Origin of the sequence: Burkholderia theae, assembly GCF_048565265.1 — a bacterium.
GTDB lineage: Bacteria > Pseudomonadota > Gammaproteobacteria > Burkholderiales > Burkholderiaceae > Burkholderia > Burkholderia theae.
Map to the genome: position 1 here is coordinate 1141795 of NZ_CP183463.1, position 13310 is coordinate 1155104.

9 protein-coding genes are annotated in these 13310 nt (G+C 60.2%); all 9 read left to right on the top strand.

Annotated features, from left to right (window positions below; all coding sequences use genetic code 11):
* The first annotated feature begins 67 nt into the window (after nucleotides 1–67).
* Nucleotides 68–2611 carry a type VI secretion system Vgr family protein gene (locus ACN22W_RS37685; protein WP_419690151.1) on the top strand — a complete coding sequence of 848 codons (2544 nt, stop codon included), beginning with the start codon at nucleotides 68–70 and terminating at the stop codon, nucleotides 2609–2611.
* Between the two features lie 181 nt (nucleotides 2612–2792).
* Nucleotides 2793–3230: a DUF3304 domain-containing protein gene (locus ACN22W_RS37690; protein ID WP_419690152.1), complete on the top strand. Its 438-nt coding sequence runs from the start codon at nucleotides 2793–2795 to the stop codon at nucleotides 3228–3230.
* Nucleotides 3190–3849, top strand: a complete 660-nt coding sequence (locus tag ACN22W_RS37695) for a DUF3304 domain-containing protein (protein ID WP_419690153.1) — start codon at nucleotides 3190–3192, stop codon at nucleotides 3847–3849. The genes ACN22W_RS37690 and ACN22W_RS37695 overlap by 41 nt, the downstream gene beginning before the upstream one ends.
* A gap of 142 nt (nucleotides 3850–3991) precedes the next feature.
* Nucleotides 3992–4468, top strand: coding sequence for a DUF3304 domain-containing protein (locus ACN22W_RS37700; RefSeq protein WP_419690747.1), 477 nt, complete (start codon nucleotides 3992–3994; stop codon nucleotides 4466–4468).
* Nucleotides 4432–6681, top strand: a complete 2250-nt coding sequence (locus tag ACN22W_RS37705) for a phospholipase effector Tle1 domain-containing protein (RefSeq protein WP_419690154.1) — start codon at nucleotides 4432–4434, stop codon at nucleotides 6679–6681. The genes ACN22W_RS37700 and ACN22W_RS37705 overlap by 37 nt, the downstream gene beginning before the upstream one ends.
* A 23-nt stretch (nucleotides 6682–6704) precedes the next feature.
* Nucleotides 6705–7562, top strand: a complete 858-nt coding sequence (locus ACN22W_RS37710) for a DUF4123 domain-containing protein (RefSeq protein ID WP_419690155.1) — start codon at nucleotides 6705–6707, stop codon at nucleotides 7560–7562.
* A gap of 25 nt (nucleotides 7563–7587) precedes the next feature.
* Nucleotides 7588–7869, top strand: coding sequence for a PAAR domain-containing protein (locus ACN22W_RS37715; RefSeq protein WP_419690156.1), 282 nt, complete (start codon nucleotides 7588–7590; stop codon nucleotides 7867–7869).
* Nucleotides 7870–7880: 11 nt separating this feature from the next.
* The gene (gene tssL, locus ACN22W_RS37720) at nucleotides 7881–9185 is read left to right on the top strand and encodes a type VI secretion system protein TssL, long form (RefSeq protein WP_419690748.1); all 1305 of its coding nucleotides are present in this window, start codon (nucleotides 7881–7883) and stop codon (nucleotides 9183–9185) included.
* Between the two features lie 25 nt (nucleotides 9186–9210).
* Nucleotides 9211–13278 (top strand): type VI secretion system membrane subunit TssM, encoded by a 4068-nt coding sequence (gene tssM, locus ACN22W_RS37725; protein ID WP_419690157.1) that lies wholly within the window; start codon nucleotides 9211–9213, stop codon nucleotides 13276–13278.
* The last annotated feature ends 32 nt before the right edge of the window (nucleotides 13279–13310 follow it).

Genomic DNA, 13310 nt, shown 5'->3' on the forward strand with positions numbered 1-13310 from the left:
ACGGGTTTGGGACGACGGGACCGCTGTGAGCGGTCGGTGGTTCGATTGAATCAACGGAGGTGTCGAGATGGCTCTATTTGACGTACCACGAACACTCTCGGTTTCGGGCGCGGCCCTGCCGATGTATGGCGATCACCCGATCCTTACGCCGGTGAAGCTCACCGGCAGGGAAACGATCGGTGAGCTGTTCGAGTACATACTCGAGTTGAAAACGCCGGATGCGCTCGCGTTCTCGCAGAGCATTGCGGCCAACATCCAGCTCGACAAGATGATCGGCACCGAAATAACGGTTTTAATCCAAATCGACGGCAAGGGGCACTTCATTCGCGGCCTTGTTGGCGATGCAGGGTTGGCCAACATCGGAGCAGGAACGCGCGAAATCACCGGAATCGTGAGTCGCGCTGAAATTTTGCGCGAGGACGGTCGTTCGATCGTTTACGCGCTTACGCTGCGGCCGTGGCTCTGGCACGCAACCAAGAATTGCGATTGCCGCATCTTTCAGGATATGTCGGTGATCGAGATTACGGATGCGGTGCTATCGGCTTATCCGTTTCCCGTCGACAAGCGGCTTACCACGCCACGCCCGAACAAGGCGTGGCCAAAGCGCGATATTCAGCGGCAGCACCGCGAAAGCGATTGGACGTTCCTGCAGCGGATCTGGGAAGAATGGGGCATCTTCTATTTCTTCGAGCATAGCGAAGGCAAGCATCGGCTTGTGCTCGTCGATTCGCTGGGCGCGCTTCAGCCTCTCGGCGACGCGTATGCGACGATTCTCTACCAGGCACCGAGCGCCCGGCGCATCGACGAAGAGCACATTCACGATCTGTCGGTGTCGCATGCGCTGACGACAGGCGCCGTGACCAGCGTCGACTATGACTACACGTGGCCGCGGGCGGATCTGCGGATCGAGCGCGAGGACCCTCGCGACACGGGGCTCGCCCATCAGGAACATTACACGTGGGGCGACCATGCGCAGCCCCAGGCGGGAGCGGCGGGTCTGTCCGGCGACCACAACGATCCGCGCACCGAGGCGGAATACCTGACGATCGTGCAGATGCAGGCTTACCGATGCCAGGGGCTCAGGGCATCGGGCAAAGGCAATCTGCGCGGTGTCGTGACCGGGCAAACATTCGTGCTGTCGCACTACCCGCAGACCGCGGCCAATCGCGAGTATGCGGTCATTGCCAGTACGCTGACGATCGAGGAGATCGGGGAGGCGTCGGGTTCCGGTCAGCGCTACCGTTGCGAAGCGCACTTTACGTTGCAGCCGTCCAATGAACCTTTCCGGTTGCTTCGCACGATCGAGAAGCCGCGCGTTGCCGGCGTCGAGTATGCGGTGGTGACGTGCCCGGAGAATCAGGAAATCTGGACCGACGCATACGGTCGCGTAAAACTCCAGTTCCTGTGGGACCGCCTCGGAAAGAACGATGAGCGTTCGAGCTGCTGGGTACGTGTTGCCGGGGCATGGCACGGCGATCAGTTCGGCGGGATATTCCTGCCGCGCCGCGGGCATGAGGTCGAAGTCGCGTTCGTCAACGGCGATCCGGACTTGCCGATCATCGTCGGAAGTGCGACGAACGCATTCAACATGCCACCGTTCGCGCTACCGGAAAACCACGCGCTGGCCGGTTTCCGCAGCCGCGAAGTCGAGGGTCGGCGGGCGAACACCCTGGCTTTCGACGATACCAACGGAAAGATCCAGGCGCATCTGTCGAGTGATGAAGGCAGCTCGCAGTTGAATCTGGGTTACATCACGCGTATCGCCGGCAATGCCGGTAGGCAGGACGAGCGTGGTCGGGGAGCCGAGTTGCGCACCGATGGGGACGGTGTGTTCCGTGCGGCGACGGGCATGCTGCTCACGACAGAAGGGCGTCCCAACGCGCATGGCCATGCTAAAGCCATGTCGGAAACGCTTCGACGGCTCGAAGATGCACAGGGTCTTCACGCCGCCATGAGCCGCGCCGCCCAGGAAGTTGAAGCACAGGAGGCTAACGGGCATCAGTCCGATCTGGCGAAGACGATCGAGGCGCAGAACGGACAGATCCGTGGCGTCGCGAATGATGAAAATCCGTTTCCGGAATTCTCCGAGCCCCATTTGCTTATCGCCGGCAAAGCCGGTGTTGAAGTCACGACGCCCGCAACGGTTCACGTGGCGGCGCAGCAAGTTGCAGTAACGAGCGAAGGGCACGTCGGCATCGCGACCGGTCGCAGCTTCTTTGCCAGCGTGCGAGACACGATCAGCCTGTTTGCTCAACGAGCGGCCGTCAGGATCTCGGCCGCCATGGGCGACATCATTCTTCATGCGGTGACCAACTCGATCAGGCTCGAGTCTGCCAAGTCGATCCAGTTGCTAACCAAGGTCATCCGGATCACGGGCGTTGAAAAGCTGGAACTGCAAGGCGGCAAGACCCGCATGGTGCTGGACGACAGTGGTGCGCAGATCTTTACGCCTGGAAAGTTTGTTGCGTTCGCCTCCACTCACTCGCTACCGGGGCCGAGTGATACGCCCGTCAACCTTCCGCCGAAGAGCATCTGCATTGAATGCCTGCTCAAGGCTGCACGGGGTGGTTCTGCGTTGGTCCTGCGGCAAGCAACTTCATCTTCTTCATGATCGAGAAGGGGAATGCAGTGACAAATCGATGGCGTGTTGTTGGGGCGAGCGTGCTGGCGGTGCTCAGTCTGTTGGTGGCCGCATGCGCAGGAGGACAGCCGGCAGGGACGGAAGAAGCAGTCGAGGTGCCCAAACAAGTCAAACTTCTGTCTGGAGATAGCAAGGCGTTGAATTACACGCAATGGTACATCCACATGTTTTCGATCACTGGTCCAGGTGGGAGTGGGATTGGTGGCGGGGGGGGAATGTACTGCCGATTAAGGCGAATGGCAGGCCATCAGAAGGTGGTGGGAAGTGTTGCACCAGTTTTCCGGTCGAATGGCAACCGGATTTGAAATTGACGGTGCGCTGGATGGTGACGAAGAAGCGGCCGGATGGAAAGAAATGGGGCTACTGGTACAAGGCGGAAAACGTGCGGATTGCACCGTATGTCAGCGGGAATACGGGCGACGCGTGGGGCATTTTCCTACCCGGAGATCGGGTTCGCATCATGTTGACCGATGGTAATCAAGATGGTGGAAACAACCCGAACAACCGTCCGTCAGATAACGATCCATATATCGCACAGGGCATGCTCGATGAAGAGTGGAATCGGCGTTATCCGCCGGCTCATGATTGAGAAGGGGGATGCAGTGAAAAATCGATGGCATGTTGTTGTGACCAGTTTTCTGCCCGTACTCTGTTTGTTGCTGGCTGCGTGCGCTGGCGGGCAGTCGACCGAGACGGAAGTATCAGTCGATGTGCCTAAAAGAGTCAGGTTGATGTCGGGAGACACCAAGGCGTTGAACTACACGCCGTGGTACATCCACACGTTTTCGATCACCGGTCCACGTGGGAGTGGGATTGGTGGCGGAGGGCCGAATGTGTTGCCGGTGAAGGCGGATGGTAGGCCGTCTGGAGGTGGGGCAGCCGTCTGTTGCACCAGCCTGCCAGTCGAATGGCAACCGGATCTGAGGCTGACGGTGCGCTGGCTGGTGGAGAAGAAGCGACCGGATGGAAAGAAATGGGGCTACTGGTACAAGGCGGAAAACGTTCGAATTGCACCGTATGTCAGCGGGAATACGGGCGACGCGTGGGGAATTTTCCTACCCGGAGATCGGGTTCGCATAATGTTGACCGATGGTAATCGAGATGGTGGAAACAACCCGAACAACCGTCCGTCAGATAACGATCCATATATCGCACAGGGCATGCTCGATGAAGAGTGGAATCGGCGTTATCCGCCGGCTCATGATTGAGAGGGCGGATGCAATGACGAATCGATGGCGTGTTGTTGGGATGAGCGTTCTGGCGGCATTCAGTTTGTTGCTGGCTGCGTGCGCAGGAGGGCAGTCGACAGAGACGGAAGTATCAGTGGATGTGCCTAAAAGAGTCAGGTTGATGTCGGGGGATACCAAGGCGTTGAACTACACGCCGTGGTACATCCACACGTTTTCGATCACCGGTCCACGTGGGAGCCGTATTGGTGGCGGAGGACCCAATGTGATGCCAATCCGGCCAGATGGCAGGCCATCTGGAGGAGGGGCCGCGGTTTGTTGCACCAGCTTGCCCGCGGAGTGGCAACCGGATCTGAGGCTGACGGTACGCTGGCTGGTAGACAAGAAGCAGGACGGGAAAACGCCTGGGTACTGGTACAAGGCGGAAAACGTGCGAATTGCACCGTATGTCAGCGGGAATACGGGCGACGCGTGGGGAATTTTCCTACTCGGAGATCGGGTTCGCATAATGTTGACCGATGGCAATCGAGATGGCGGGAACAATCCGAACAACCGCCCAGCGGATAACGATCCGTATATCGCACAGGGCGTACTGGACGATGAATGGAACCGACGGTACAGGAAGGGAGGAGTGCAGTGACGATTCGATGGCCTGAAGCAATGCCGGATGGTGGACGGCTGCCGCTATCTCAAAGTGAAGACGCGTTTGAGCTGGGTACTCTGCGGATCCATGACGAAACCCGGTCGTGTCAGCAGACGTTACAGATCAGTCTGTTCTTTGACGGCACGAACAATAATGATGCTGCCGATAACCCGCTGCGAGATTCGATCAATCGCACCCATACCAACGTCGCGCGTCTTTTTAATGTCGCACGCGAAGATGTAAATAATGGAGTTTATAAGTTTTATATTTCAGGTGTTGGAACACCCCTACCCGAAATTGGCGAAGAGACCTATCTGCAGATGGGAAAGGCGATGGCGGATGGTTTCAACCCCCGCTGCGTATTGGGCTACATTCGCGTGTTGAATGCCGTGTATTACGCCATTGCGCCCGACAAGACCCTGCCTCTGATCTCTCGTGACAAAGCAGAGAAGTTATGCAAAGCAGCGGGAAACGGCGACATGAGCGGGTTCGACGAACCGCTCCAGACGATGGGCGTAACCCACAAGCTTGCGGTCGATGACAATCACCCGCCCGGAACGATCAGAAAGATCTGGATCAACGTGATCGGATTTTCTCGCGGGGCCGCAGGCGCGCGGGCATTCGTCCACAAGCTGGTGAACAGCTGGGCACCAGGTGGAAATCTCTCGAAGAAGTTTGCCGGCAAGTATGCGCTGACATATCAAGTGAACTTCATGGGCTTGTTCGATACCGTTGCGTCCGTTGGCCCGCCAGATTCGACCCGCGCAGCCGTCAATATCGGCTCGTTCGACGGGCACTTCGCCTTTGCCAACAACGGCGCCATGCGTATTCCCGATTCTGTTCGCTATTGTGTCCACGCGTTTTCGATCCACGAGCAGCGCATGAGCTTTCCGGTCGATTCGATCCGCGAGGTAGGCGGCGGCTACCCGGGTGACGTACGTCATGAAATCGCCTACCCAGGTGTGCATTCGGATGTCGGCGGTGGCTATGCGCCGAACGAACAGGGCAAGGGGCGTGATCCCGACAAGGGCGACGGCGGCAAGCTCAGCCAGATTCCGCTGCACGACATGTACATTCACGCGCTCAAATATGGCGTGCCGATGATGAAGGGCGACGAGATTCTGTCCAGGGGGGACTTGGCTGCAGATTTTGATCTGTTTCCTACAACAATCGAAGCATTCAACGGCTGGTTGAAAACCGCCGGACCGATCGGTCGCATGGAGGACGCGATCCGTCGCGGCATGACCGAGATGCTGGCGTGGCGGACCTTGCGCGCACAGTACGGTACGACGGATTACGTGACCGACCGGGAGTTCTTCCTCAAGGCGAAGGAAGACGGCATGACGCCTTACAAGGTCGAAGAGGCGCTGGAGAAAGCGAAGAAATCCGATCCGCAACTGAAGGCCCTCAATGCAAAGTTGGCGCGGCTTCAGCAGCAGAAGATCCAGACAACGGATAACCATCGGTATCCGGCGAACATGCCCAGGATCATGGAGCTGAACGAGCAGATCGCGGCAACGAAGCTTGAGATCGATCGCCGCACCGAAGCGCTGTGCGGTGAAGTGGCTCATCCAAAGGCTAACCCGGATGCCGAGAATGCCGCGCCGGCACGTCCTGGTGAAGGCGTATGGGATGTCACGACCAATGACCAGACCGACCTGCGCCAGGGCGCGGAGGAAATGCGCCTGCTGCTCGGTTACCTGCATCCCGATGAGCGGGAGACGAAGTGGAAGGTAACCGTGACCGAGCACAGGGTCAATGCGCCGCCTAACGCATACCCGGACGCGGTTAGAACCACAACGACACTTTCGGTGGAACATGAGCAGCCCGGTCATGACACGCCCAAGGTCACGCTCGCCGAGAGCGGCGTCCTGCTCGCTACCACCTGGAGCACGCTTTTCGGCAACTTCAGTCGGTCAAATGATCTCGTGGCAGCGCCCGCGCGTGGCGTCGTCGGCTTCCTGAAGAAACACGCATCGATGGATGCGGCCAATCGTCTTGATAAGGACGTCATCACACTGCTCGATGACTATGTCCACGACAGCCGCATCTGGTTCCGCGTGCCTTGGTTCCACGAATACGCGCCGGGTGGTTATGGCTGGCCTCGTGTTTTTTTTGAAGGCGGGAAAAAGCGGATTGCTTATCTCGGAATGACTTCGGAATCCGAATTGCTTGCAGTAGGAAGCGTCGGCAAGGCGGCGTGGGCGTAGAGGTAGTGGAGAGAGTCAATCTTATGCAGCAACCATCCTCGACATTCGGTTTGATCGACGGCGCAGCCAGTCCGGCCAGGCTTCAACCCCTGCTCGAGCAGTCCGGCACTCAGTTCGTTTCACTCTATGAGGGGTTGCCTGAGGCGCAACTGGGTCCGGCGTCGCTTTTTCTAGCGCGGATTGATGACCCGGACGCTGCTTGGGTGACTGAGCTGGATCGGATCGATCTTCATTCTCCGTGTCTTACGCTCGTCTGGAGTGGTGTTGAGCTTCGGGATTTGGCCACACATCTGCGTGCGTTCCTGTTTGCGGGAATCGGAGACGGTGCGACCGCGATGGTACGGTTTTTCGACCCCCGTAACACCGGCGCGGTGCTCGATATGTGGGGCGACCAGATCCGGGACGTGTTCATGGCGCCGATCGAGCGGCTCAAGTATCGCGGGCGTCACGAGCAGTGGCAGGCGGTCGAGAACGATTCGCTGAACACGGGCCGAATCTCCCGGTCGGTGATGATCGAACTCGACCAGAAGGATATTGACAGGCTAATGGCGCATACCGAACCCGACGAACTGATGGCGTCGCTGATCGACCTGGGACACATCGATGAAACGCGGTCCTACAGAAGCCGGTTCCTTGAATTCGAACCACGGTACAGGCGAGCGCTGGAATGGGGATTCGTCGAACCCAGGGACCGGCTTGGCTATTGCGACTACTCCTACCGCTACGGCGCCGATTTCGATCAGCACAGATACATCCGGGACGCGTTGGTGGCTCGTCGCCGGACAGGCGGGACATTCGACACGATGCTGGACCGGATGCCAGGATGGGTATGGGACGAATTGAAACGCGGGAGCAAAGCGTGGTCGCGCGCGCAATCGTGACAAGTCATTGACGCGGAAAACCAACATGGCACAGAAAATTATCGTGGTCGGTGATATGACCTCACACGGTGGCCGGGTCATTACCGGCTCGGAAACCCACACCATCGGTGATCGGCCGATCGCTCGGCTGGATGACCTGGTCGACTGCCCCGAAAAATATCCGGAAGGCCGTCTGCACGGCGTCAACCGGATCATCGACGCGCATCCGACGTTCACCATCGGCAACAGGCGAGTGGCGATGCACGGTCATCGCACGGAATGCGGTTGCACGTTGATCGGGAGCGTCACGGCGGACGCGGGAGGCTAAGCATGGCAACAATGCATCTATCAGTCGACGAGACCCGGGAACAGACTTCAGCCAGCGATAACGGCGAGTCGTCCCAGATCAGCGTCAAGACTGCCTTCAGCGATGAGGCTGAATCCGCAAAGGCGGTTCCCGAAGTCCCGTCGGAGCCGTTCGAGCAACGGCTGGCCGCCGTGCGTTCGGCTCCGAACCCGCTGCTGGAAGCGTCTCGTGTGTTGCTTCGCGCGCAGGCCGATATGCCGGACCAATTGGCGTCGAACCGAACCATCGCGAGATTGAGGTCGCTACTCGAGCAGGAATTGCGCGTGTTCCAGAAGCTGTGCGAGCAAGCCAATATTCGTCGCGATCACATCATCGGCGCGCGGTATTGCTTGTGTACAGCACTCGATGAGGCCGCGATGCAGACCGAGTGGGGTAAAGGAGGGGCTTCAGGCATGGAGTGGATCCGGACGGGTATGGCCACGGTCTTCCATGAAGATCGACACGGCGGAGTCAAGGTCTACCTTCTGATTGGCCGTCTGCTGGAGGACGCTCATGAGCATCTGAACCTGCTGGAAGTGATCTACCGGATTCTCAGTCTAGGCTTCGAAGGACGCTATCGGGACACGGCAGATGGCAAGCGCAAGCACGATGCGATTCGCCAGCGACTCTACAACGAGATCGCGTCGCAACGCGAACCCGTGCCGGTGACGCTGTCCCCCCACTGGCAATCGGACGCAAAAGGCAAACGTCCGTCGTTCTACGACTTTCCGGTTTGGATCACCGTCACTTTTCTGTCGGTGATTCTTCTAGGGATCTTCGGCTGGTTCAAATACGACCTGATGAGCCGCAGTGCGGTTGTGCAGACGCAGATCGCTGAAATTGGCCGGATGACGCCACCACCCGCACCGCCGCAATTGCATTTGAAGCAACTGCTCAAGGATGAGATCGCGGCAGGCACGGTCAGCGTCGACGAAGATGCGCGTCACAGTGCGGTGACGTTCCGCGGCGACGCGATGTTCCTACCCGGCGGCGTCACGATCAAGAGTGCGATGGCGCCGCTCGTCGCGAAGATCGCGGGCGAGATCGTGAAGGTGCCAGGCAAGGTCACCGTGCTGGGTTACACGGACAACCTGCCAATCCGTAGTCGTCAGTTCCCGTCGAACGAGGCGCTGTCGGAGGAGCGGGCGACCCAGGTCATGCAGATGCTGCAAGCCGCTGGTGTGCCGGCCAACCGCCTCGAGGTGGTCGGCAAGGGCGATGCCGATCCGATTGGCGACAACCGTACCGCCCAGGGGCGTGCGCAGAACCGGCGCGTCGAGATTGTCGTCGCGCAATAGGCCAGATCCGTATCCGGAATAGAACATGAAGAAGTTTTTGTCGTTTCTCGCATCGCGTCAGTTTCTTGCGTTTCTCGCGCTGATCGTCGTTGTGCTGGTGATCTGGTTCGTCGGACCGTACTTCGCGTTCGGCGGCCTCAAACCGCTGGCCGGGGCCGGCATGCGCGTGCTGCTGATCGCCATCCTGCTCGCGGGCGTGTTGCTCTGGCTTGCAGGCAAGTCGACGAGCATTGTGTTTGTTGCGCTGCTGTGTTTGTTGATCTGGTATGCGGCGCCGCTGCTGTCGTTCGGCCATGCTTCACCGTTCGAGCCGGCGTCGATGCGACTTGTCGCTATCGCTCTGGTATTGGCCGTCTTCGTCGTCTTCTGGGCGGTCCGAATCTGGCGGAAGATGCAAGAGGATGAGGCGTTCCTGAAGAAGGTGCTTCATTTCGGCGGCAAGAAGAAGGAGTCGCCCGCCGCACCGCGGTTGAAAAAGGTCGAGGCGATCGTCAGCAGCGCACTGGCGCGGCTGAAGTCAATGCGCACGGGGGCACGCGGGCCGGGCAAGCTGTTCCAGGGCAAGCGTTACCTGTATGAACTTCCCTGGTACATCACACTTGGTTCGCGTGGGGCGGGCAAGACGAGCGCGCTGCTCAACGGTGGTCTGGCATTTCCAATTGCGGAGCAAATGCAGCGTGCCGCCGGAACCCGGGCGGGTGACGTCGCTGCAGTGAACTGGTGGCTTACCAACAACGCGGTGTTGATCGACACTGCGGGCTATTACACGCGCCACGGCACCTCGCCGGAAGCGGCAGACGAAGTCCTTGCCCCTCCATTGGTCCGATCGGCATCGGCTCCGTCAACTGACGAAAAAGCAGACGGAGCAGGCGACGAAGGAAAATCCGACGTCTCAGCCGATACCCAGGCGGCGGCCGCAAAGTCGAGTGCCAATATCGTCTCGATCCGTGCCGACGCGGGCGAGCGACGCGAAGACCTCGATCGCGCGGAATGGCTGGGTTTTCTCGGCATGCTGCGGCGGCACCGGCCTCGCGCGCCCATCAATGGTGCGTTGCTTGCTGTCGACCTTGACCTTCTGGCGGGCGTCGACGAACAGCAACGTATCGCCGAGGCGTCGGCGCTGCGCGCGCGACTCGCCGAATTGCGCAAGGAGCTTGGCATCCGTTTCCCGGTCTACGTGCTTGTCACGAAAATGGACCGTCTGACGGGGTTTGCCGAGTATTTCGGCGGACTGACTGCGGAGAGCCGCGCGCAAGCGTGGGGTTTCACGTTGCCTTACAGCAAGGAAATCGTCGCCAAGGAAGGCCTGCGCGCGCGCTGCCGTGAGGAACTGATGCAGCTCGCGGGGCGGCTGTCCGGCATGGTTTACACGCGGCTGCAGGATGAGGACGAAACCATCAAGCGCCGACAGCTCGTTGCGTTGCCGGAAGCGTTCTCCGCACTGATCGTTCCGCTCGTCGACCTGATCGACCGCGTGTTTCTCGATTCCCGATACGACGACACCCGGCTTCATTCGACGCTGCGTGGCGTCTATTTCACGAGCGCGCAGCAAGACGGGAACCTCGTTATCGCGGAACGCGACACGGTCGTGCAACGTCTTGCGCCGCAACACGGGCAGGGCGGCGGCGCCGACACGCATGATGGCAACCGGAGCTTTTTCCTGCACGACGTCCTGACCCGCGTCGTGTTTCCGGAAGCGCATCTCGTCAGTCCCAACCTGCGCTGGGAGTACCGGTACCGGCTGCTGCGCGTGATCGGACATGCACTCGCGTTGCTGCTGTTCGTCTGGCTCGCGTTCGGTTTGCGCGTGAGCTTTGGCAGCAACAGCGAGTATCTCGACGCCGTCGGCCGAAAGGTCCAGGTGTTGGCGGCTCGCGTGACGCAGCTTTACAAGGCGCCCAAGCCGGAGGCCGTACCCGATGTGCTGACCGAAGCGCACTATTTGCCGACGTATCCGAATCTGGACTTATCCGATCCCGGCAGCACGTGGCGCTACGGTCTCTATACCCCACCGGACATCGTGACGGAGAGCGGTCGCACCTACGACGCGCTGGAGGACAACCTGCTGGTGCCGCAGATCGTGCGCCGGATGGAAGACGTGATGTCCCGGGCAATTGCCAACAAGGATCCGAAGGCTGCCTACGATGCGCTGCGCGTCTACTTGATGCTTTACGACAACGCGAAATTCAATGCTGGCGACGTCAAGGCATGGGTACTCGACGATTGGGCGAAGAATGACAGCGCGGCAATTTTCGGTGGCCGTGCTTCGATGATCGATCACGTGCAGCAGCTGTTTTCCGGCGACCGCGTCGTGAAGTCGCCGTTGATCCGCAACGATGCGCTGATCCAGCAGGCTCGCTCGTTCCTCGACGGCAGCAACGCGACCGATCGCCTGTATCAGCGCGCAAAGGCGGCGATGCAGCGGGAGGCACCGGATGAGTTCACGCTGTTGCGTGCCGTCGGACCGCAAGCCGGCACCGTGTTCACGCGCGCGCGCGACCAGCCGCTCTCGCGCGGCGTGCCGGGTCTCTTCACGTTCGACGGGTACCGAAACCTGTTCGACAAGCGGCTTCCGGAATTCGTCCAGATCGCGCGCGACGACGATGCGTGGGTGATGGGTCGCTCGTATCTCGGCGAGGCTCAAAAAAAAACGGCTGAGATCGTGAGCAATGCGACCGGGGGGGACGATGCGCTGACGGATGCGGTCCGTCGCGAGTACCTGGTGGAGTACGCGCGGCAGTGGGACGCTTTTCTCGGCGACATCCGAACGGTGAGCGGCACGAGCCTCGCGTTCAACCTTCAGGTGTTGCGCAGCTTCGCCGCCCCCGACTCGCCGCTCGCGAGACTTGCCCGCGCGGCCGTGCATGAAACGACCCTCACGGCTGCGGCGACCGGATCGGACGGTTCGTTTCTTCAGAAGGCGGCCGACCAGCTCAACCAGAAGGCCGACAAGGTGCTCGGCATCCGCGCTTCGGAACGTGTCGAACGCGAGCTCGTCGATAGCCAGTTCGCTGCGCTGCGCGAGGTCGTGACGGGCAATGCCGACTCGCAGGCCGACTCCCGGGCGACGGCCGCGCAAGCCGGCACGACGGGGCTCGACGGCGTGACCAATCTGTTGAACGATTACTACACGGCGCTTACGGTTTCCGACAATGCATTGTCGAACAACAGCATGCCGCCGGCGACCGATACCGGTGCGAAGCTCAAGATGACGGCCAACACGATGCCTGCGCCTTTCCGGGCAGTGCTGTTGCAACTCGCTGCGGACGGCTCCCGCGAAGTCAATCAGGGGATCGGCCAACTGCTGTCCCGGCAGATGCAGGCAGTCGTCGGCGACGCGTGTCGGCTCTCCATCGAGGGCAGCTATCCGTTTTCGCCCGACAGCAAGCGTGACGTCAGCATCGACGACTTCACCCGTGTATTCGCGCAAGGAGGCGTGATCGACGATTTCTTCACGAAGACGCTTGCGCCGTTCGTCGATACGTCCGCGAAACCGTGGCGTTACCGGACGCTGCCCGGCGCGACCGAGCCTGTCCAGGGGCCCGACCTGGAGCCGTTCGAGCATGCGAAGGCGATTCGCGACGTCTTCTTCAATGACCCGGGCCACAAGCAGCTTACGTGGAAGGCGGACATCCGTATTCCCGAACTGGATCCCACGATCACGAGCCTGTCGCTCGACATCGACGGCCAGAGTTCGCTCTATCGACATGGCCCGGTGGCACCTTTCACGGTGTCGTGGCCGGGGCCGCGCGGTGGTGTTCACACGGAAATCACGGCCAGTCCGCGCATTCGTCCGGATACGTCGACGATCGTGGCCGACGGACCGTGGGCGCTGATGCGGTTGTTCCGGAGAGGGCAGGTTGTCGAGACGGCCACGCCGGGACGTACCCGCGTTGCATTCGACTTCGATGGTCGCAAGGCGGTGCTCGACATTGCGAGCACGGGAAGTGTCGCGAATCCGTTGACGAGCGATGTGTTGAAGACATTCCGCTGCCCGACCTCGATGCCGGTATTCAATTTGTCCGATAGTGGACCGCCTCCGGGGTTGCCGCGCGGCGCGATGCCGACGAACCCGGCAGGTGTCTTCCAATGAGCCGCGAGGAGCCTGCGAAGTGACGACTTCGA

What these genes read in the sequence shown, in the direction of transcription:
- ACN22W_RS37685 (WP_419690151.1), top strand. Translation starts at nt 68, where the DNA reads ATGGCTCTATTTGACGTACCACGAACACTCTCGGTTTCGGGCGCGGCC.
- ACN22W_RS37690 (WP_419690152.1), top strand. Translation starts at nt 2,793, where the DNA reads ATGGTACATCCACATGTTTTCGATCACTGGTCCAGGTGGGAGTGGGAT.
- ACN22W_RS37695 (WP_419690153.1), top strand. Translation starts at nt 3,190, where the DNA reads ATGAAGAGTGGAATCGGCGTTATCCGCCGGCTCATGATTGAGAAGGGG.
- ACN22W_RS37700 (WP_419690747.1), top strand. Translation starts at nt 3,992, where the DNA reads ATGTCGGGGGATACCAAGGCGTTGAACTACACGCCGTGGTACATCCAC.
- ACN22W_RS37705 (WP_419690154.1), top strand. Translation starts at nt 4,432, where the DNA reads ATGGAACCGACGGTACAGGAAGGGAGGAGTGCAGTGACGATTCGATGG.
- ACN22W_RS37710 (WP_419690155.1), top strand. Translation starts at nt 6,705, where the DNA reads ATGCAGCAACCATCCTCGACATTCGGTTTGATCGACGGCGCAGCCAGT.
- ACN22W_RS37715 (WP_419690156.1), top strand. Translation starts at nt 7,588, where the DNA reads ATGGCACAGAAAATTATCGTGGTCGGTGATATGACCTCACACGGTGGC.
- tssL (WP_419690748.1), top strand. Translation starts at nt 7,881, where the DNA reads ATGCATCTATCAGTCGACGAGACCCGGGAACAGACTTCAGCCAGCGAT.
- tssM (WP_419690157.1), top strand. Translation starts at nt 9,211, where the DNA reads ATGAAGAAGTTTTTGTCGTTTCTCGCATCGCGTCAGTTTCTTGCGTTT.